Here is a 22,071-nt window from a genome sequence, read left to right as displayed (position 1 = left end):
GCGCGGTTACGCCCCGGCCATCCAGCGCGCCAGACCATGCCGTCCGCTGACCCCCAGTTTGGCGGTCGCCCGTTTGAGGTAGGTCTCGACGGAACTGCTCTTGACCCGCAGCTTCTCGGCCAACAGCGGTACGGTGCCGCCGGTCAACAGACCCAGACAGACTTCTTTCTCCCGCGCCGACAGCACAATGCCGCCCAGCGCCAGGCGTTCGTCGAACACCTGCTGCAAAGGCGCCTGTTCCAGGTCGGCCAAGGGCAGGCGCGGCGGTTTGGCGACGATCTGCCGACTGAGCTGCGCGTGGCGCTCGATCAGCGGCAGCAGGGTGTCGGACAGGCTTTTGAGAAATGACAGCTCCGGCAGGGAAAACACCCGTTGCGTATGCGGACGGTAGAACGAGATGACACAGCGGCGATTCGAGGTGCGGGACACCAGATTGCACTGGTGCACGCTGTGCTGCGGATGTTGCGGCTGGAGCGACGTTTTGAGTTGAATCAGCAGCGAATCATTCATCTCGATCATCTTCTGCAACAACGGATGATCGTCCGGACTCTTCAACGGGTCCGGTGGCGGGAAGGTCTGCGGCAGACCGGCGCTGCCCAGCGCCTTGATCTCGACCACGCTGGCCTGACGTTCGTCCAGCGTCCACTCGCTGAGATCGACGCGATTGACCGGCACCAGGGTGTCGACCAACTGGAACATGTTGCTGGCGAAATGATCGTCGCCGGTACTGGCAATCAGTTCTCCCAGTTGCCAGTAGAAGTGCGGGTTTTCCATGTTGCGAATGCTGCCGGTCAGATTCATATCCTTGTCATCCCTGGTTCCGAGTCATCACCGAGTCGTCCGCTGTTTATGCAAAAGCCGCCCACGCAATCGTCTCTCCTTGAAACTGATCTGGGGCGGGATTTAAGCCTATGGATTTGTCCTGCGTCTGTAGGGGAAAACAGGGACACAAAGTGCCATCATTTCTGAAAGTTGGCGCCGGGCTTCTGACGCCCGCTGGCACAGGCGTTGCGCATCGCGTGACTGTTTGGTCACGGCAAGACCCTGAAAACCGGGGCAGTTGCGTTTTTGCGAGGTCATGACGCAGGTCGATGGCAGCGCTGGCGTGTGGCATTTTTCCTACAAGATTTTCAGTCTTTCCTCTCCGAACTTTTAACCAGTTCCCAGTCGATCAGCGTCAACAAGTGCTGACAGGCCAGCGCCGGGAGGCGCAGGGTTGTCCGGGTTTTACGTGTCATGTCGGCATCGTGGCCGATGCTTGAATAGGCGCAAAATCACATGAGAAGGATCTTATGCCGCCTATTTCTGCCCCTTCGGTGGCCACGCCGTCCGCATCGTTCCAGACGTATCCGCTGACCGCTGCGCAGCTGGATATCTGGCTGGATCAGCTGAGTCGCGGGGATTCGCCGCTGTATAACATCGGCGGATACCTGGATCTCAATGGCCCGCTGGATCCAGCGCGGATGCAGGCTGCGCTGGAGTTGCTGGTGGCCCGGCATGACGCGCTGCGCACGATTCTGCTGCCGGGCGCCGGTGCAGATGGCTTGCCGTTGCAGCAGTTCGCCCGGTCAGTAATGGTGCCGATGCCGATCGACGATGTGTCGGCGCACAGCGACCCGGAATCGGCGGCGCGGGCACTGGTGCAGGCGCGCATCGATCAGCCCTTTGTACTGGACGGCGGCTGCCTGTTGCGCTTTCTGTTGATCCGCCTCGATGAGCAGCGACATTGGCTGTCCGTGCAGGCTCATCACTTGATCGTCGATGGCTGGGGCTTCGGCGCAATGTTCAAGTCGCTGGACGAGATCTACAACGCGCTGGCGCACAGCCAACCGACACCCGTTTCGGCGCCGTCGTACATCGACTTCATCGAGGACAATGCGCGCTATCAAGCATCGCCGCGTTATGCGCAGGATCGTGCCTACTGGCTGGACAAGTACCGACAATTGCCCGAGCCGCTGTTGCTGCCGCGGCATCAGCAGAGCCTGGCCGGCCAAACCGCGCAGACGCAAGTCTATGCGCAGCCTTTGCCGGCGCTGCTGCACGAGCGCATGCAGCAGGTGGCCCGGGAGTACGGCGCCTCGGCGTTCCATGTGCAGCTGGCGGCGCTGCATGTCTACTTCAGCCGCACCGCGCAACGTGACGAATGGGTGGTGGGGCTGCCGATTCTCAACCGCTCCGGCGCGCGCTTCAAATCCACCCTCGGGTTGTTCGCGCAGGTCAGTGCGGTGCGCATGGGTTTTGGTCGCCAATGCACGTTCGCTGAACTGGTCAGGGCAATTCGTGATGAGCTGCGCCAGGACTTTCGCCATCAGCGCTACCCGGTCAGTGAGATGAATCGTGCCTTGGGCTTGCTGCGCGAGGAGCGCTCGCAGCTGTTCGAAGTCACTGTTTCCTACGAGCAGGGCACTCACGATTATCGCTACGGCGAGGCCTCGGGACGGATCATCAAGGCCTCGAACGTCGAAGAGGCCACACCGCTGGCGGTGCATTTGCTGAGCAATCTGACCAATGACGACGCGCGGCTGTACCTGATCTACAGCGAGGCGTATTTCAATGCCGATGAAGTCAAGGCATTGGCTGAACGCTGGTTGCTGATTCTGGAGCAGGGGCTGGAAGCGGTGAATCTGGCGGTGGCGGATTTCGACCTGAGCACGCCCGAAGAAACCGCGCTGCTGCAACAGTGGAATGCCACGCGGGTGCAATACCCGGCTCCGACGACCCTTCATCAGCGTTTCGAAGCGCAGGCGACGCTACGGCCGCAGGCGCTGGCGGCGGTTGATCAGGGGCAAAGCCTGACCTATGCCGACCTCAATCAACGCGCCAACGCGCTCGCTCATCATCTGCTCGATCTCGGTGTGCGTCCGGATGACCGGGTGGCGATCGTTGCCCGGCGCGGGCTCGACACACTGGTCGGGCTGTTGGCGATCCTCAAGGCTGGCGCCGCGTATGTACCGCTGGATCCGGCGCATCCGGCCGAGCGCCTGAGCTACCTGCTGGAAGACAGCGCGCCAATCGCGGTGCTGACCCAGCGAGCGCTGCGCGGGCTTTTGCCGGCGTTGTCGGTGCCGGTGATCGAGCTGGATCGCCCGAGCTGGTCCGCCGCCAATATCGGCGCGCCGAAGGTGCCGGGACTGACTCCGGCCAACCTCGCTTACGTGATTTACACCTCCGGCTCGACTGGCCTGCCCAAGGGGGTGATGGTCGAGCACCGCACCCTGTGCAATCTGGTCGATTGGCACGCTGACGTTTTCGACCTGCGCGCCGGTAGCCATACCTCGAGCCTCGCTGGCTTCGGTTTCGACGCGATGGCCTGGGAAGTCTGGCCGGCGCTGTGCGTGGGCGCGATCCTGCACCTGGCGCCGGTCAGCGAGGGCAACGAAGACATCGATGCGCTGCTCGACTGGTGGCGTGCGCAGCCGCTGGACGTGAGCTTTTTGCCGACGCCGATCGCCGAATACGCGTTCAGCCGCCAGCTCGATCACCCGACGTTGCGCACGCTGCTGATCGGTGGCGATCGCCTGCGCCAGTTCCCGCGTCAACAGTCGTTCGAAGTGATCAACAACTACGGGCCGACCGAGGCCACGGTGGTGGCAACCTCGGGGCGCATCCACGCCGGGCAGGCGCTGCACATCGGCAAACCGGTAAGCAACGCCACGGTATATCTGCTCGACGAGCAGCAGCAACCGGTGCCGCTGGGCGTGACGGGCGAGTTGTATGTCGGCGGGGACGGTGTGGCTCGCGGTTACCTGAACCGCGCAGAGCTGAGCGCCGAGCGCTTCCTGCTTGATCCGTTCAGCGCTGAACCGGGCGCACGCCTGTACCGCACCGGCGACCTCGCACGCTGGCGCGCCGACGGCAATCTGGAGTATCTGGGCCGCAACGACGATCAGGTGAAAATCCGTGGCATCCGGATCGAGCCGGGGGAGATCGAGAGCGCACTCACCCGCCATGCGGCGGTGCGCGAAGCGGTGGTGCTGGTGCGCGACGGACAATTGTTGGCGTGGTTCACCGAGCAGGCGCCTCTGGACATCAATGAGCTGCACGCGTACCTGAAAACTCGCCTGAGCAGTGCCATGCTGCCGAGCGCCTATGTGCGTCTGCCGGCGCTGCCGCTGACCGCCAACGGCAAGGTTGATCGCAAGGCGCTGCCGGCGCCCGGCGCGGAAGATTTGATCCGCCGCGAATACGAGGCGCCGCAGGGGGAGGTCGAAATCGCCCTGGCGCAGATCTGGGCGGACGTGCTGCAAGTCGAGCGGGTCGGGCGTCACGATCACTTTTTCGAGCTCGGCGGACATTCGTTGCTGGCGGTGACTCTGATCGAACGCATGCGTCAGCTCGATCTGAGCAGCGACGTGCGCGTGCTGTTCAGTCAGCCGACCCTGGCGGCGCTGGCGGCTTCGGTCGGCAGCGGCCGGGAAATCGAAGTGCCGGCCAACCGCATCGCCGCCGATTGCACGCACATCACCCCGGAGATGCTGCCGCTGGTGCAACTGCAGCAGACGGACATCGAACGGATCGTTGCCACGGTGCCGGGCGGCGCCGCCAACGTGCAGGACATCTACCCGCTGGCACCGCTGCAGGAAGGCATTCTCTACCACTACATCACCGCCGAGCAGGGCGATCCGTATCTGCTGCAATCGCAACTGGCGTTCGACAGTCTGGAACGCGTCGAGGCCTTCGCTACAGCGCTGCGCGAGGTCATGGCGCGCCACGACATTCTGCGCACCTCAGTGCTCTGGGAAGGTCTGACCACCCCGGTGCAGGTGGTGTGGCGCGACGCGATTCTGCCGTTGCAGGAGATCGAACTGGATCCGGCCAACGGCCCGATCATCGAGCAGTTGCACGCGCGCTTCAACGCCCGGCGTTATCGCCTCGACGTCAGCCAGGCGCCGCTGATGCGCCTGGTGTATGCCCGTGATCCGGCGCTGGATCGGGTGGTGGGGATTTTGCTGTTCCATCACCTGGCCATGGATCACATCGCTTTGGAAGTGATGCGCGGCGAAATGCAGGCGAGTCTGTCGGGGCAGGTCGTGGCGCTGGCGCCGCCGGTGCCGTATCGCAATTACGTGGCGCAGACGCGGCTGGGCGTCAGCGAGCAGGAACACGAGGCGTTTTTCCGTGAGCAACTGGCGGACATCGACGAGCCGACCCTGCCATTCGGCTTGCAGGAAGTGCAGGGCGACGGGCGCGGCATCGACGAAGCGCAGCAGGCGCTGCCGGCTGACGTCTATCAGCGCTTGCGTACGCAGGCGCGACACGCCGGGGTCAGTGTCGCGAGCCTGATTCATCTGGCGTGGGCGCGGGTGCTGGCGGCGACGTCCGGCCAGCAGCGCGTAGTGTTCGGCACCGTGTTGATGGGGCGCCTGCAAGGCGGCGAGGGCGCCGACCGGGCGCTGGGCGTGTTCATCAACAGCTTGCCGCTGCGCATCGATGTTGATGCCGGAGTGCTGGACGCCGTGCGCGCCACCCATGCGCGGCTGACCGCGCTGCTCGGGCATGAACACGCGTCGCTGGCACTGGCCCAGCGCTGCAGCGGCGTCGCCTCGCCGTCACCGTTGTTCAGCGCGCTGCTCAATTATCGGCACAGTGACGAGTCCGAACTGCTGGAGCCGTCCAGCCAGGCCTGGCAAGGCATCGAAACCCTGGCCAACGAGGAACGCACCAATTACCCGCTGACCATGAGCGTGGATGATTTTGGCAACGGCTTGCGTCTCACCGGCAGGGCCGTGGCGCAGATCGGCGCGCAACGGATTTGCGGTTATATGCAAGCGGCGTTAAGCGGCCTGGTGCAGGCGTTGGAGCAGACACCGCAACAGCCGTTGAACCGCTTGCCGATCCTGCCACCCGAAGAGCTGCAACGCTTGCTGATCACCTTCAACGCCACCAAGGTCGATTGTCCGCTGGACCAGCCGTTGCACAGGTTGTTCGAAGCACAGGTGCGACGCAAACCTGAAGCGATCGCCCTGCAGAGCGGTGAACGTAGTCTGACTTATCGCGAACTCAACGAACGCGCCAATCGCCTGGCTCATCATCTGCGTGAACTCGGTGTGCAACCGGACTCGCGGGTGGCGATCTGCGTCGAGCGCGGGCTGGATCTGATCGTTGGTTTGCTCGGCATCCTCAAGGCTGGCGGCGCCTATGTGCCGCTGGATCCGGACTACCCGCTGGAGCGCTTGAACTACATGTTGCAGGACAGTGCGCCGGTCGCACTGCTGGTGCAGGGCGCCACGCGGCAATTGCTGGGCGAGCCGGGTGTGACGCTGATCAATCTGGAGCACGGCAGTTGGGAGCAGCAGCCGTCAGGCAATCCGCAGGTGCCGGGCCTGAATGCTTCGAACCTCGCCTACATGATCTACACCTCGGGCTCTACCGGATTGCCCAAAGGCGTGATGATCGAGCATCGCAGCGCCTGCAACATGGTGCATTGGGGGGCGCAGATTTCGCCGCCGACCGAGCACGGTGCGTTGCTGCAAAAGGCACCGTTCAGCTTCGACAGTTCGGTGTGGGAGATCTTCTGGCCGCTGTGTTCCGGGATGCGTCTGGTACTGGCGCGACCGGACGGCAACCGCGATTCGGCGTATGTGGTGCAGACCATTCGCGAGCAGCAGGTGACGGTGGTCAAGTTCGTCCCGGCGCTGTTGCAGCAGTTCATCGAACAGGACGGTGTCGAGCAGTGCATCAGCCTGACCGATGTGCTCAACGGTGGCGGCGAACTCAGTGCGGCGCTGGCGCGGCAGGTGCGCGATCGCCTGCCGTGGGTGCGTTTGCACAACGTTTACGGGCCGACTGAAACCACGGTGGACAGCACGAGCTGGACGCTGGAACCGCATATGCCGGTGCCGGACAACGTGGTGCCAATCGGCACAGCACTGAGCAATACCCGGCTGTACGTGCTCGATGCGTACGGTCAACCGGTACCACAAGGTGTCAGCGGTGAGTTGCACATTGGCGGCGTCGGCGTGGCACGCGGTTATCACAAACTGCCGGAAATGCAGGCCGAGCGCTTCATCGACAGCCCGTTTGTTGCGGGTGATCGCCTGTATCGAACGGGGGATCTGGCGCGCTACAACAACCACGGCGAGCTGGAATTCCTCGGTCGCAATGACTTCCAGATCAAGCTGCGTGGCTTGCGTCTGGAACCGGGGGAAATCGAGGCGCGGTTGATCGAACATCCGGCAATTCGCCAAGCGGTGGTGATGGTGCGCGATGAGCGTCTGGTGGCCTGGTACACCGTGCGCTCCGGCGTGGAAGTCCCACATCTGGAGGCCTTGCGCGCGCATGTGCTGGAGCGCCTGCCGGAATACATGGTGCCCGGTGCATTTGTGCTGCTCGATGCGTTGCCGCTGACGCCAAACGACAAGATAGACCGCAAAGCCCTGCCGGAACCGGGAGCCGACGCAGTCATCAATCGCCCTTACGTGGCACCCGAGGGGGAAGTCGAAACCGCGCTGGCGCAGATCTGGGGCGAGGTGCTCGGCGTCGAACAGGTCGGGCGGCACGACAACTTCTTCGAACTGGGCGGGCATTCATTGCTGGCGGTGAGTCTGGTGGCGCGCATGCGCCAGAGCGGCCTGCACACCGACGCCCGCGCGCTGTTCAGCCAGCCGACGCTGGCGGCGCTGGCGCTCGGCACCACGCCCGAGGCGCAGCAAGTGTTCATCCCGCAAACCACCATCCCGAGTCTCACCCGCAAACGCCGGCTCTGACCCAAATCCCTGTAGGAGCTGCCGCAGGCTGCGATCTTTTGATTTGGCTTTTAACAGCAAGAGCAAAAGATCGCAGCCTGCGGCAGCTCCTACAGGGGGACTGCGGCGACCGAGCCGGCAGCTTGTCCCCGCTTCCCATGTCAGCCCCCCAGGCCCCGATGTTTTAGTTTTTCCAGGCTGCGCGCAGCAGGCACGGACTCGCGGCTGCGCGCTCCTTTTTCTCGTATTTACAGCAGGTTATCCCATGCATTTCAGCGAACTGATGGCTGTTCTTTCCACCCATGCGATCCGCCTTCAACAGGAAGATGAAGACCTGGTCATTCTGGGCAGCGACGACGCACTGGACGATGCGTTGTGGGACAGCCTCAGCGAACACAAGGCGCAACTGCTGGAGCTGGTCGCGCAGCACGGTGGCGATTGGCTGAGCCCGGCGTTTCGCATCACCCCGGACATGCTGCCGCTGGTGACGCTGGATCAGCCGACCATCGACCGCATGGTAGCCAATGTGCCTGGCGGCGCCGCCAACCTGCAGGACATTTACCCGCTGGCGCCGCTGCAGGAAGGCATGCTCTATCTGCACCTGTCGGCGCCCGCCGGCGACCCGTACGTGTCGCAAGCGCGGTTCGCCTTTGACAGCCGCGCACGTCTGGAGGCCTTCGCCGAGGCGTTGCAGTGGATGATCGAGCGCCACGACATCCTGCGCACCGCGTTCGTCTGGGAACGCCTGGATGAGCCGCTGCAAGTGGTGCAGCGGCAGGCTCGTCTGCACTGCGAAGAAATCGCCCTCGCGCCGGGCGCGGATGTGCTGACGCAACTGCTGGAACGCCACGACCCACGGTTCTTCCGCCTCGATATCCAGCAGGCGCCGCTGCTGCGTCTGGTCTACGCCATGGACCCGGCCAACGGTCGCGTGGTCGCGCTGTTGCTGTTCCACCACCTGATCATGGATCACGTCGCCCTTGATGTGGTGCGCCGCGAAACCCGCGCGCATCTGCTTGGCCAGACCGCGCAGGTCGGGTCGCCGGTGCCGTACCGCGATCACCTGGCCAAGGCCCGTCTGCGCCTGGACGAACAGGTTCACGAAGGGTTTTTCCGCGAGATGCTCGCCGACATCGACGAGCCGACCTTGCCCTGTGGTCTGCAGGATGTGCAGGGCGACGGGCAGGGTATCGAAGAAGCCTTGCTGATGCTCGACACCGATTTCAGCCGGCAACTGCGCGGCCAGGCGCGTCAGCTCGGCGTCAGCGTTGCGAGCCTGATGCACCTGGCGCTGGCGCGGGTGCTCGGCCAGTTGTCGGGGCGCACGGCGGTGGTGTTCGGCACCGTGCTGCTGGGGCGGATGGAGGCGGGCGAGGGCGGCGAACAGGCGCTGGGAATGTTCATCAACACCTTGCCGCTGCGGGTGGATGTCGGGCAGGACGGCGTGCGTGCCGGGGTGCTGGCAACCCATCGACGCCTGACCGCGTTGCTCGGCCATGAACAGACCTCGCTGGCACTGGCCCAGCGTTGCAGTGCGGTGGCGGTGCCGACGCCGTTGTTCAGCGCGATCCTCAACTATCGTCACAGCAGCAGTGAAGAGATCGCCGAGGTCAGCGAACTGGCCCCCGGCGTGCAAGTGCTGGGCGCGCGCGAACGCACCAACTACCCGCTGACGATCAACATCGACGACCTCGGCGAAGACTTGCGCATCACCGCGCTGGCGGATGCGGCGCTGGGTGCCGAACGCATCGCCGCTTATCTGCACAGCGCGTTGCACAGCTTGCTGCAGGCCTTGCAATTGACCCCGGATGCGCCGCTGCAACGGCTGAACATTCTGCCGGCGGCCGAGCGTGAATACCTGGTGCACGGGGTCAACTCGCCGTTGCCACAGTTCCCGGAAACGCCGCTGATTCACCAGCAGTTCGAAGCCCATGCGGCGGCGCGCCCCGAGGCCACAGCGCTGCTGTTCGAGGAGCAGGCGCTGAGCTACGGCGAACTCAATCGCCGTGCCAATCAGCTTGCGCATCACCTGCTGGCACAGGGGATTCGCCCGGATCAGCGCGTGGCGATCTGTGTCGAGCGCGGCCCGCAGATGCTCATCGGCCTGCTCGGGGTGCTCAAGGCTGGTGCCGGTTATGTGCCGATCGACCCGGCGTATCCGCTGGAGCGCATCGCCTACACCCTGCAGGACAGCGCCCCGGTGGCGGTGCTGACCCAGGCCGATACGCTGGACCGGGTTGGCGTGCTCAACGTGCCGATCATCGATCTGGACAGCGTGCAGTTGCAGGCTGAACTCAGCAGCAATCCGCAGATTCCCGAGCTGAGCCCCAGCCATCTCGCCTACGTGATCTATACCTCCGGCTCCACCGGGCTGCCCAAAGGCGTAATGGTCGAACACCGCAACGTGGTGCGGCTGTTTTCGGCGACCCACGACGGGTTCAACTTCAACCCGCAGGACGTGTGGGCGCTGTTCCATTCCTTCGCTTTCGATTTCTCGGTCTGGGAGATCTGGGGCGCGCTGGCGTTTGGCGGTCAGCTGTTGCTGGTGCCGCAGGCGGTCAGCCGCTCGCCGGACGACTGCTACGCATTGCTGTGCCGCAGCGGCGTGACCGTACTCAATCAAACGCCGAGCGCCTTCCGCCAGTTGATCGCCGCGCAGGGCCGCAGCCCGTTGCAGCACTCGTTGCGCGAAGTGATTTTCGGTGGTGAAGCGCTGGAGCCGGGCCTGCTCAAACCGTGGTACGCGCGGGTCGGCAATGCCGGTACGCGGCTGGTGAACATGTACGGCATCACTGAAACCACGGTGCACGTGACCTATCGCCCACTGGAGGCAGCGGACGCGTTACTGGTCGGGCACAGCCCGATCGGTGTGGGCATCCCCGACCTGCAACTGTACGTGCTCGACGCGCAGCGCGAACCGGTACCGGTCGGCGTGATCGGCGAGTTGTACGTCGGTGGCGCCGGGGTTGCCCGGGGCTACCTCAACCGCGAGGCGTTGACCGCCGAACGCTTTATTGCCGACCCGTTCAGCGGCCGTGCCGAGGCGCGTCTGTACAAGACCGGCGACCTCGCACGCCGAAACGCCGATGGCAGCCTTGAATACTTGGGGCGCAACGACGATCAAGTGAAGATCCGTGGTTTCCGCATCGAACTCGGTGAAATCGAAGCTCGCCTCGCAGCCTGCGCCGGGGTGCGCGAAGCGGTGGTGATCGCCCGTGAAGACAGCCCCGGTGACAAGCGTCTGGTGGCCTACTGGCTGGCCGCCGAAGGTACTGAGCCGAGCGCTGCGCAATTGCGCGACGAGTTGCTGCTGTCGCTGGCCGACTACATGGTGCCGAGCGCGTTTGTGCGCCTCGACGCCTTACCGCTGACCACCAACGGCAAGCTCGATCGCAAGGCCTTGCCGCAACCGGACTGCGATGCGTTCGCCCGTCGCGGTTTCGAAGCCCCGCTGGGGCCGGTGGAAACCCTGATCGCCGGGATCTGGCAGACCCTGCTCGGTGTCGAGCAGGTCGGGCGGCACGACAACTTCTTCGAACTCGGCGGCCATTCGCTGTTGGCGGTGAAACTGATCGAGCGCATGCGCCAGCACGACTTGCAGTGCGACGTGCGCGTGCTGTTCGGCCAGCCGAGCGTCGCGGCGCTGGCGGCGACCCTGAGTCACCGTCATACCCTGCGGGTGCCGGACAATCTGATTGCCGCCGATTGCACGCGGATCACCCCCGACATGCTGCCGCTGGCCACGCTGGATCAGGCTGCCATCGACCGCGTGGTCGCCAGTGTGCCCGGCGGCGTTGGCAATGTGCAGGACATCTATGGTCTGGCACCGTTGCAGGCGGGGATTCTCTATCACCATCTGGCGACCAGCGCCGGTGACCCGTACGTGTTGCAGGCGCAATTCGCCTTCGCCGGACTGACACAGATCAAGGCCTTTGTCCGTGCATTGAACGCGGTGATCGCGCGCCACGACATTCTGCGCACCAGCGTGGTCTGGGAAGGGCTTGAACAGCCGGTGCAAGTGGTCTGGCGCGAGGCGCCGCTGGCGCTGGAACGGGTCGATGCCGACCTGCTTGAGGGCGATGTGCTGGAGCAGATGCAGGCGCGGTTCGATCCACGGCACTACCGCCTCGACCTGCGCCGGGCGCCGCTGATGCGTCTGGCCTATACCGAAGACCGTGAACAACAGCGCTGGGTCGGCATCCTGTTGCTGCACCACATCGTGCTCGACCACACCGCACTGGAAGTGTTGCTCGCGGAAATGAACGACAGCCTGTACCCGAGCGGCGCCGATCTGCCGATGCCGGTGCAGTACCGCAACTACGTGGCGCAGGCGCAACAGCACGCCGATACTCCGGCGCATGAAGCGTTCTTCCGCGACATGCTCGGCGACATCGACGAGCCGACCGTGGCCTTCGGTGTGCAGGACGTACATGGCGACGGCAGCAGCATCGTCGACAGTGAGCAGGCGCTGGACGCCAGCGTGGCCGAGCGTCTGCGCGAGCAGGCGCGCCGCCTCGGCATCAGCGCGGCCAGCCTCGTGCACCAGGCCTGGGGCCAGGTGCTGGCACAGGTTTCAGGGCGTGAAGAGGTGGTGTTCGGCACCGTGCTGCTCGGGCGCATGCAGGGCGGCGAGGGCGCTGATCGCGCACTCGGCATGTTCATCAACACCTTGCCGTTGCGGGTCAGTGTCGGCGCGACCGCGGTGCAGCAAGGCGTGCGTGCTACTCATGAGCGTCTGGCGCAACTGCTGGCGCATGAGCAGGCCTCGCTGTCGCTGGCCCAGCGTTGCAGCGGTGTGGCTGCGTCGCTGCCGCTGTTCAGCAGCTTGCTCAACTACCGTCACAGCGCGGCGCAACCGGCAGGCGTGGCCTGGGACGGGATCGAGATTCTCAGCTCGCGCGAGCGCAGCAACTATCCGCTGGTGGTCAGCGTCGATGACCTCGGCACAGGTTTCCGCCTGAGCGTGCAAGCGCTGCCACAAGTGGACGGCGCGCGGGTCTGCGATTACCTGCAGACCGCGCTGCACAATTTACTCAGCGCACTCGAGCACAATCCGGTCACGCCGCTGCGGCAGATCTCGGTGCTGTCGCCGAGCGAACGGCAGCGGGTCCTGGTCGGCTTTAACATCACCGGTCGCGATTATCCGCAGGCGCAGACCGTGCAGCGTTTGTTCGAGGCCCAGGCGGCAGCGCGCCCCGAGGCGTTGGCGGCGGTGCAAGGTGCGCAGCAGTTGCGCTATGGCGAACTCAATCAGCGGGCCAATCGCCTGGCGCATCACCTGATCGGCCTTGGCGTGCAACCCGATGATCGGGTCGCCCTGTGCGCCCGGCGCAGCCCGGACATGCTGGTCGCGCTGCTGGCGATCCTCAAGGCCGGCGCCGGTTATGTGCCGGTCGATCCGGCGTATCCGCCGGAACGCATCGCCTATCTGTTGCAGGACTGCGCCCCCGTGGCGGTCGTGGCGCAGGCGTCGATCCGCGATCTGCTCGGTGGCGTACCGATCATCGATCTGGACCGCGACGACTGGCAGCACCTGTCGGGTGCCAATCCGCAGCTGCCAGCATTGACGCCGAACCATCTGGCTTACGTGATCTACACCTCTGGCTCCACCGGCCAACCGAAAGGGGTGATGGTCGAACATGCGACCCTGGAAAACCTTGTGCACTGGCACGCTGAAGCCTTCGACTTGCAGGCCGGCAGCCAGACCGCGAGCGTCGCCGGCTTCGGTTTCGATGCGATGGCCTGGGAAGTCTGGCCGGCACTGTGTGTCGGCGCGACCTTGCACCTGCCGCCGCCGTCGATCCGTAACGAGCATCTGGACGAGTTGCTCGACTGGTGGTGCGCGCAGCCGTTGCAGGTGAGCTTCTTGCCGACGCCGGTGGCCGAATACGCGTTCAGCCGGCAATTGCAGCACCCGACCTTGCGTACGCTGCTGATCGGCGGCGACCGACTGCGTCAGTTCAGTCGCCAGCAAACCTTCGCAGTGATCAACAACTATGGCCCGACGGAAGCGACGGTGGTCGCCACCTCGGGGCCGGTCTCGCTGGCCCCGCCGCTGCATATCGGCCGCCCGATCGCCAATGCCAGAGTCTATGTGCTGGACGCTGAGCAGCGCCCGGTGCCGGTGGGCGTGGCGGGCGAGTTGTATGTCGGCGGGGCGGGCGTGGCGCGCGGTTATCTGAATCGCCCCGAGCTGACCGCTGCGCAGTTCCTGTTCGATCCGTTCAGCGACGAGCCGCGGGCGCGCATGTACCGTACCGGCGATCAGGCGCGTTGGCTGGCTGACGGCAATATCGAGTATCTGGGGCGCAACGATGATCAGGTCAAACTGCGTGGCGTGCGTATCGAACTCGGTGAAATCGAAGCCGCGCTTGGTAGTCACGCTGCGCTGCAGGAAGCCGTGGTACTGGTCCGCGACGGGCGGCTGATTGCGTGGTTCACCGAGCGCACGGCGGTCGATATTCAACAGTTGCACGCGCATTTACAGGCACGCTTGCCGGATGCGCTGCTGCCGGCGGCTTACGTGCGGCTGGATGCATTGCCGCTGACCGCCAACGGCAAGATCGACCGCAAGGCCTTGCCGGAACCGGAGCACGGCGCGTGGCTCAGCCGCGAATATGAGGCGCCACACGGTGCGGTGGAAACCGCGCTGGCGCAGATCTGGATCGACGTGCTGAAGGTCGAGCGGGTCGGGCGCCACGACAACTTCTTTGAACTGGGCGGGCATTCGCTGTTGGCGGTGAGCCTGATCGAACGCATGCGCCAGATCGACCTCGCGGCCGACGTGCGCGTGCTGTTCAATCAGCCGACCCTGGCTGCACTGGCCGCCGCAGTCGGCAGCGGTCGCGAAATCGAAGTGCCGGCCAACCGCATTCCGCCGGGCTGCACGCACATCACCCCGGACATGCTCAGCCTGACCGAACTCGATCAGGCGAGCATCGAGCGCATCGTCGCCACCGTGCCGGGTGGCGCGGCCAACGTGCAGGACATTTATCCGCTGGCACCGTTGCAGGAAGGCATTCTTTACCACCACTTGAGCGCCGAACAGGGCGATCCGTACCTGCTGCAATCGCGGCTGATCTTCGACAGCGTCGAGCGTCTGCGCACCTTCAGCCATGCCTTGCAGCAGGTTATCGCCCGTCACGACATTCTGCGCACCAGTGTGGTCTGGGAAGGGCTGGCGAGCCCGCAGCAAGTGGTCTGGCGCCAGGCGCCGCTGGTGGTGCAAGCGGTGCCGCTGGACCCGGCGCAGGGCGACGTCCTTGAGCAGTTGCACGCGCGGTTCGATGCCCGGCACAACCGCCTCGACCTGAGCCAGGCGCCGCTGATGCGCATCGTCTACGCCGAAGATCCGGCGCAGCAACGGGTGGTGGCGATCATATTGTTCCAGCACCTGATCCTCGACCACACCGCCATGGAGGTGGTGGGCCAAGAGATGCGCGCGTTCATGTTCGATCAGGCCGACAGCCTCGGCACGCCGATGCCGTATCGCAACTACGTGGCGCAAGCGCGTCTGGGGGCCAGCGAACAGGAACACGAAACGTTCTTCCGCGACATGCTCGGCGATATCGACGAACCGACCCTGCCGTTCGGCCTGCACGACGTGCAAGGCGATGGTGGCGACATCGAGGAGGCGCAGCAAGCCGTCGATGCCGGGTTGACCCTGCGCCTGCGGGAACAGGCGCGGCAGTTGGGTGTCAGCCCGGCGAGCCTGATGCACCTGGCCTGGGCGCAGGTGGTGGGCGTGCTTGCCAACCGTCGCGACGTGGTCTTCGGCACGGTGCTGTTGGGTCGCTTGCAGGGCGGCGAGGGCGCGGATCGCACCCTCGGCGTGTTCATCAATACCTTGCCGCTGCGGGTGGATGTCAGCGAAGGCGTGCGCTCTGCGGTCAAGACCACCCACGCACGGCTGACCGCGCTGCTCGCCCATGAACACGCGCCACTGGCGCTGGCCCAGCGCTGCAGCGCGGTGTCCGGGGCGCCGCTGTTCAGCGCCTTGCTCAACTACCGGCATACCGTCGCCGAGACGCAGCCGCGTGACGGTCAGGGCATCTGGGAAGGCGTGCAATTGCTCGGCGGCGAAGAGCGCAGCAACTATCCGCTGACCCTCAGCGTCGACGATCTCGGCACAGGCTTTTCCCTGTCCGTGCTGGCGTTGGCGCAGATCGGCGCGCAGCGGATCTGTGGCTACCTGCACACCGCGCTGGAGCATCTGGTGCACGCGCTGGAACAGGCGCCACAGCGTCCGCTCAACCGTTTGCCGATTCTTTCGGTCGAGGAATACCAGCGCTTGCTGATCGGTTTCAACCCGACTGCCGCGGCGTATCCGCGCGGTGCAACGATTCAGGCGCTGGTGCAAGTGCAGGCCGAGCAGCATCCGCAGGCATTGGCGGTGGTGCAGGGCACGCAGCAACTGACCTATGCGCAACTCAATCAGCAGGCCAATCGCCTGGCCCATCACTTGCTCGGCCTCGGCGTGCAACCGGACGACCGGATCGCCGTGTGCCTGCAACGCAGCCCGCAGATGCTGGTGGCGCTGCTGGCGATTCTCAAGGCCGGCGCCGGTTACGTGCCAATCGACCCGGCGTACCCGGCCGAACGCATCGCCTACCTGTTGCAGGACAGCGATCCGGTGGCGGTGCTGGCGCAGGGCGCGACCCGCGAGCTGCTGGGCCGGGTGCCGGTGATCGATCTGGACCACGTCCTCTGGGAGCACCTGCCGGAGACCAATCCGCAACTGCCGACGCTGACCCCGGCGCATCTGGCCTACGTGATCTACACCTCCGGGTCCACCGGCCAGCCGAAAGGCGTGATGGTCGAACACGCGACCCTGGAAAACCTTGTGCACTGGCACTGCGAGGCGTTCGACCTGCGTGCCGGCAGCCACACCGCCAGTGTCGCCGGTTGCGGTTTCGACGCGATGGCCTGGGAGGTCTGGCCGGCGCTGTGTGTCGGCGCGACCCTGCACCTGCCGCCGCAGTCGATCAGCAACGAACACCTCGCTGAACTGCTCGACTGGTGGCGCGCGCAACCGTTGCAAGTGAGCTTCCTGCCGACGCCGATTGCCGAATACGCCTTCAGTCGTGAGCTGAGTCACCCGACTTTGCGCACGCTGTTGATCGGTGGCGACAAGTTGCGCCAGTTCTCGCGTGAGCAGACCTTTGCCGTGATCAACAACTATGGCCCGACCGAGGCCACGGTGGTCGCGACATCCGGGCAGATCCATGCCGGGCAATTGCTGCACATCGGCCGGCCGATGAGCAACGCCAGGGTTTACCTGCTCGACGAACAACAACGTCCGGTGCCGGTGGGGGTTGCCGGTGAACTGTACGTCGGTGGCGCGGGTGTGGCCCGTGGTTATCTGAACCGTCCCGAGCTGACCGCCGAACGTTTCCTCGAAGACCCGTTCAGTGACGAACCGCAGGCGCGCATGTACCGCACCGGCGACCTCGCGCGTTGGCTGGCCGACGGCAATATCGAGTACCTGGGGCGTAACGACGATCAGGTCAAACTGCGCGGCGTGCGTGTGGAACTGGGTGAAATCGAAGCCGCGCTGTCCAGCCATGCGGCGGTGCAGGACGCGGTGGTGCTGGTGCGCGAGGCGCGGTTGATCGCCTGGTTCACGGCTCGCACAACGGTGGATATCGAGGACCTGCGCGCGCATCTGCAGGCACGCTTGCCGCAGGCACTGGTGCCGGCAGCCTACGTCCGGCTTGAGGCGCTGCCACTGACCGCCAACGGCAAACTCGACCGCAAGGCCTTGCCCGAACCGGATCAGGACGCCTGGCTCAGCCGCGAATACGCAGCCCCGCAAGGGCCGGTGGAAACCGCGCTGGCGCAGGTCTGGGCCGAGGTGCTGCAGGTCGAACAGGTCGGGCGTCACGACAACTTCTTTGAACTGGGCGGCCATTCGCTGCTGGCGGTGAACCTGATCGAACGCATGCGTCAGCTCGGCCTGAGCACCGACGTGCGCGTGCTGTTCAGCCAGCCGACCCTCGCCGCGCTGGCCGCCGCCGTCGGCAGTGGTCGCGAAGTCGCGGTGCCGGACAACCTGATTCCACTCGGTTGCACGCACATCACTCCAGACATGCTGACCCTGCTGCAACTGGATCAGCAGAGCCTCGAACGTATCGTTGCCACGGTGCCGGGCGGTGCCGTCAACGTGCAGGACATTTATCCGCTGGCGCCATTGCAGGAAGGCATTCTTTATCACCACCTGAGCGCCGGGCAGGGTGATCCGTACCTGCTGCAATCGCGCCTGGCATTCGACAGCCTCGAACGCGTGCAAGCCTTTGCCGCCGCGCTGCGTCAGGTCATGACCCGGCACGACATTCTGCGCACCGGCGTGGTCTGGGAAGGGTTGGCGATGCCGGTGCAAGTGGTCTGGCGCGAAGCTGAGCTGCCGCTGCAGGAAGTTGCATTCGACCCGGCCGCTGGTGACGTACTCGCGCAATTGTTTGAGCGTTTCGACGCGCGGCATTACCGCATCGACCTCAGTCAGGCGCCGCTGGTTCGCCTGGTGTATGCGCAGGATCCGGCCAACGACCGGGTGGTCGCCATGCTGCTGTTCCATCACATCGCCATGGATCACACGGCGCTGGAAGTGGTGCAGCAGGAACTGCAGGCGCTGCTCTTCGGTCACGGCGAGACCCTGATACCCGCCGTGCCGTATCGCAATTACGTGGCGCAGACCCGGCTGGGCGTCAGCGAGCAGGAGCACGAAGGGTTTTTCCGCGCGATGCTCGGCGAGATCGACGAGCCAACGCTGCCGTTCGGTTTGCTGGATGTGCACGGTGACGGCCATGACATCGAAGAAGTCCGTCAGCGCCTGCCCGAAGGTTTGGCGCGGCGCTTGCGCAGCCAGGCGCGGCAGATGGGCGTGAGTGTCGCGAGCCTGTTTCATCTGGCATTCGCCCAGGTATTGGCGGCGACCTCCGGACATGAGCGCGTGGTGTTCGGCACCGTGTTGCTGGGGCGGATGCAGGGCGGTACCGGCGCCGATCGCGGCCTGGGAATGTTCATCAACACGCTGCCGCTGCGGGTGGATCTGGGCGATATTTCGGTGCGCGCGGGAGTGCGCGCCACCCATTCCCAACTGACCGCATTGCTCGGCCATGAACATGCGTCACTGGCATTGGCCCAGCGTTGCAGCGGGGTGGCTGCGCCGTCGCCGCTGTTCAGCGCCATGCTCAACTACCGGCACAGCGTCAGCGAAGAACAATTGCAGGCCAATCGCCTGGCCTGGCAAGGCATCGAAAACCTCTCCAGCGAGGAGCGCACCAACTATCCGCTGAGCTTCAACGTCGATGACTTGGGTCAGGGTTTTGACCTTACGGCGATGACCCCTTCGCAGATTGGCGCGGCGCGGGTGTGTGGCTACATGCAGCAGGCGTTGGCGGGGTTGGTCGAGGCGCTGGAGCAGACTCCGCAGCAGGCCTTGAACCGCCTGCCGGTGCTGGCGGATGCCGAGCGCCAGCAGTTGCTGTTCGGCCTGAATGCAACGGCGGTCGATTACAACCTTGAGCAGACCATTCACGGCTTGTTCGAGGCGCAAGTGGCGCGCTCGCCGCAGGCGCCCGCCGTGGTAGCGGGTGAGCAGCAACTGAGCTACGCCGAACTCAATGCCCGGGCCAATCAACTGGCGCGGCACCTGCGTGAATTGGGTATAGGGCCGGATGCGCGGGTGGCGCTCTGCGTCGAGCGTGGTCTGGACATGGTGGTCGGGCTGCTGGCGATCCTCAAGGCCGGCGGCGGTTATGTGCCGCTGGATCCGGCGTATCCGCTGGAACGTCTGGCCTACATGCTGGAGGACAGCGTGCCGCTGGCGGTGCTGGTGCAGGGTTCGACGCGTTCGTTGCTCGGTGACGCTGGCGTGCCGGTGATCGATCTGGATCAGCCGCACTGGCAAGCGCTGCCGACCGACAATCTGTCGCTCGCTGAACTGACCCCGCAGCACACCGCGTACGTGATCTATACCTCCGGTTCCACTGGCCAACCGAAAGGCGTAATCAACGAACACGCCGGGGTGGTCAACCGCTTGCTGTGGATGCAGGACGCCTATCAACTGACCGCCAGCGACACGGTGCTGCAAAAGACCCCGTTCAGCTTCGACGTCTCGGTCTGGGAGTTTTTCTGGCCGTTGATGACTGGCGCCCGATTGGTCATGGCCCGGCCCGAGGGGCACAAAGATCCGAAATACCTCAGTGAAGTGATCGAACGCGAACACATCACCACGCTGCACTTTGTCCCATCGATGCTCGACGTGTTTCTCGCCCACGCCGACACCGCACGCTGCACCAGCCTGCGTCAGGTGATGTGCAGCGGAGAAGCGTTGCCGGGCAGCGTGGTGCGGCGCTTCAAACAGCAACTGCCGGGCAGCGAACTGCACAACCTCTACGGCCCGACCGAAGCGGCGGTGGACGTGACCGCGTGGCGCTGCGCCGGGCCGCTGGAAAGCACTCCGGACAACACGCCGATCGGCAAACCGATTGCCAACACCCGCATGTACATCCTCGATACCCGGCAGCAACCGGTGCCGCACGGCGTGGCCGGCGAGTTGTACATCGGTGGCGTGCAGGTCGCACGTGGTTATCTGAATCGCCCTGAACTGAACGCCGAACGCTTCCTCAACGATCCGTTCCTGGCCAATGGGCGCATGTACCGCACCGGCGACGTCGCCCGCTATCTGCCGGACGGCAATATCGAATACCTCGGCCGCAACGACGATCAGGTGAAGATCCGTGGTTTGCGCATCGAACTCGGCGAGATTCAGGCACGTTTGACCCGGATCGACGGCATTCAGGAAGCCGCTGTACTCGCCCGCGAAGATGCATCCGGCGACAAGCGTCTGGTGGCGTACTACACCGGGGCACGCCTGGAAGTCGACGTGTTGCGCAGCCATTTGCTGGAGCATCTGCCGGACTACATGGTGCCAGCGCTGTTCGTGCATCTCGATGCACTGCCGCTGAGCCCCAACGGCAAACTCGACCGCAAGGCGCTGCCGGCCCCGGATCAGGCCGCACTGCCTGTGCGCGAATACGAAGCCCCGGTGGGCGACGTCGAAATCACCCTCGCACGGCTCTGGGCCGAGTTGCTCAACGTCGAGCGGGTAGGGCGCCACGATCATTTCTTTGAACTGGGTGGTCACTCGCTGCTGGCGGTCAGTCTGATCGGCCGGCTGCGTCAGGAAGGCATGGAAGCCGATGTCAGGTCGCTGTTCGAACATCCGACCCTGGCCGGCTACGCCGCAATTACCGAACGAATGGAGATCGTCCTGTGAACGTGATCGAACTGTTGGCCACATTGAAGGCTAAAGATATTCAGCTGGCGGTCGCGGACGACCAGTTGCGGGTCAACGGCAACAAGCAGGCGTTGAACGACCCGGCGTTGCTGGCGCAGTTGCGTGAGCACAAACCGGCGCTGATCGAACTGATCAAGGCCGGGCAGTACTCGGCCAGCAAGCATGGCCAGGTCGAGGTGCCGGCCAACGGCATCGTCCCGGGCACCACGCGCATCACCCCGGCAATGCTGACGCTGGTCGAGCTCGACCAGGCGACCATCGATCACCTCGTCGCACAAGTCCCCGGCGGCGCAGCCAACGTGCAGGACATCTACCCGCTGGCGCCGCTGCAGGAAGGCATCCTGTATCACCACGTCAGTGGCGGTGACGGTGATCCGTATGTCATGCAGTCGCATTTCGCCTTCGCCAGCCGTGAGCGTTTTCAAGCGTTCGCTCAAGCGCTGCAGGCAGTGATCGATCGCCATGACATTCTGCGCACCGCTGTGCATTGGGCAGGACTGGATGCGCCGGTGCAGGTGGTCTGGCGCCGGGCCGAACTGCCGGTGGAAGACGTGACGCTGCCAGACGCCGCCAGCGACGTTTTGGCGTATCTGCATGAGCGCTTCGACGCCCGGCACTTCCGCCTCGACGTTACCCAGGCACCACTGATGCGTCTGGCCCACGCCTGGGATGAGGCCGGGCAACGGGTGATCGCCACGCTGTTGTTCCATCACATGGCGCTCGACCACTCGGCCCTCGACGTGGTGCGCCACGAAATGCGCGCCTGCCTCACCGGGCAGCGTGAGCTGCTTGGGCGCCCGGTGCCGTTTCGCAACTATGTGGCGCAGGCGCGTCTGGGCGTCAGCGAGGCCGAGCACGAGGCGTTTTTCCGCGAGATGCTCAGCGACGTCGATGAACCGACGCTGCCTTACGGCCTGCAGGATGTGCAAGGTGACGGCAGCGAAATCATCGAACTCAGCGTGCCGGTCGCGGCGCTATTGGGCCAGCGTTTGCGGGCGCAGGCACGGACGCTCGGCGTCAGTGTCGCCAGCCTGTTCCACCTCGGCTGGGCGCAGGTACTGGCCGCGCTGACCGGCAAGCAGCAGG

General features: G+C 64.8%; 4 protein-coding genes (1 of these 4 running past the window's edge). 3 read left to right on the top strand and 1 reads right to left on the bottom strand.

Going from position 1 to position 22,071, the window contains the following annotated elements; all coding sequences use genetic code 11:
• Positions 1-6: 6 nt before the first annotated feature.
• Positions 7-801, bottom strand: coding sequence for a helix-turn-helix transcriptional regulator (locus tag BW33_RS14895; RefSeq protein WP_047599794.1), 795 nt, complete (start codon positions 799-801; stop codon positions 7-9).
• A 491-nt stretch (positions 802-1,292) separates the two neighbouring features.
• Between BW33_RS14895 and BW33_RS14890 the strand changes: the two genes are divergently transcribed.
• The 3 genes from BW33_RS14890 to BW33_RS14880 form a co-directional block, all read left to right on the top strand.
• Entirely contained in the window at positions 1,293-7,706 is a 6,414-nt protein-coding gene (locus tag BW33_RS14890; RefSeq protein ID WP_047599793.1) for a non-ribosomal peptide synthetase, read from the top strand.
• 244 nt (positions 7,707-7,950) lie between these two features.
• Complete coding sequence (locus tag BW33_RS14885; RefSeq protein ID WP_047599792.1) at positions 7,951-20,964, top strand: non-ribosomal peptide synthetase; 13,014 nt, start codon at positions 7,951-7,953, stop codon at positions 20,962-20,964.
• Positions 20,961-22,071: the start of a non-ribosomal peptide synthase/polyketide synthase gene (locus tag BW33_RS14880; protein ID WP_047599791.1), read on the top strand. 16,730 nt of this gene lie beyond the right edge of the window; the window shows 1,111 of its 17,841 coding nt (coding positions 1-1,111); the start codon lies at positions 20,961-20,963; its stop codon lies off the right edge, out of view. The genes BW33_RS14885 and BW33_RS14880 overlap by 4 nt, the downstream gene beginning before the upstream one ends.

Source organism: Pseudomonas sp. RIT288 (assembly GCF_000631985.1).
In the GTDB taxonomy this organism is placed as follows: Bacteria; Pseudomonadota; Gammaproteobacteria; order Pseudomonadales; family Pseudomonadaceae; genus Aquipseudomonas.
The sequence above is the reverse complement of the archived record's forward strand: the minus strand, read 5'-3'. Positions and strand labels throughout refer to the sequence as shown.

Bases quoted from the DNA above. Each gene is read 5' to 3' on its own strand.
- BW33_RS14895 (WP_047599794.1), bottom strand. From the start codon at position 801: ATGAATCTGACCGGCAGCATTCGCAACATGGAAAACCCGCACTTCTAC.
- BW33_RS14890 (WP_047599793.1), top strand. From the start codon at position 1,293: ATGCCGCCTATTTCTGCCCCTTCGGTGGCCACGCCGTCCGCATCGTTC.
- BW33_RS14885 (WP_047599792.1), top strand. From the start codon at position 7,951: ATGCATTTCAGCGAACTGATGGCTGTTCTTTCCACCCATGCGATCCGC.